Source organism: Flavobacteriales bacterium, assembly GCA_021296215.1.
Taxonomy (GTDB): Bacteria; Bacteroidota; Bacteroidia; order Flavobacteriales; family ECT2AJA-044; genus ECT2AJA-044.
Genome location: JAGWBA010000130.1, coordinates 1 through 745, shown reverse-complemented (window position 1 = coordinate 745; position 745 = coordinate 1). Strand labels below are relative to the sequence as shown.

The window sequence follows — 745 nt, the reverse complement described above, 5'->3', positions numbered from 1 at the left end:
GGTATGGCAGGGATATCGGTGGCGGCGTTTACGGTCTTCTCGGAGACGGGATGATCCGCTATGATGTAGGTGTTTTCCAGGGCGAAGGCGCAAACCAGAAGAACGACAATGGTGACACTGGTATGCTCTGGGCAGGAAGGGTTCAGGCGGCCATTATCGGCGGAAAAGCCAAGAGCGTAAAAGAGAATTTTGCCAGGAGTCCAACGCTCATGGTTGGAGCTGCTGTTGCGGGCATAGATGTTGAAGATGGAAGTGACGGCAATATCGGAATTCCGCAGCATGATCCGGACAAACCGGGAGGTGACAGGATTCTGGAATCCGGGAGCATTACTTCCATAACCTTTGATGCAAATTACAGGGATCCGATGTTCAGCCTTACCGGCGAGTATATCGGAAGGTGGGCCAATCCTGATGAGGCCGGCGTAGACACTGCTTATGATCAGGGTTTTAGGATTCAGGGTGGCTTCTTCCTCGTTCCGAGAAAGATTGAACTTGCCTCAAGGTATGCGATGGTCATGTTTGACGATGACCCCAATGTTCTCGGGGGAAATGACCTTGACAACGTATGGACGTTCACCCAGGGACTTAGCTATTACCTAAGCGGCAACCACAAGTGGAAAGTACAGCTTGACTACAAGTTCCAGAGAGAAGAGGATCTCGATGGCGTAGAGTCTGATGAGTCGATGGTAAGAGCCCAGGTTCAAACCTACTTCTAGGGATGCATTTAGGGATATAGTCAATCCGG

The 745-nt window shown here is 50.9% G+C and carries 1 protein-coding gene; it reads left to right on the top strand.

Going from position 1 to position 745, the window contains the following annotated elements; genetic code table 11:
* Nucleotides 1-716, top strand: a 716-nt coding sequence (locus J4F31_12475; GenBank protein ID MCE2497368.1) for a hypothetical protein, incomplete at its 5' end; no start/stop codon positions are given.
* Nucleotides 717-745: the final 29 nt, after the last annotated feature.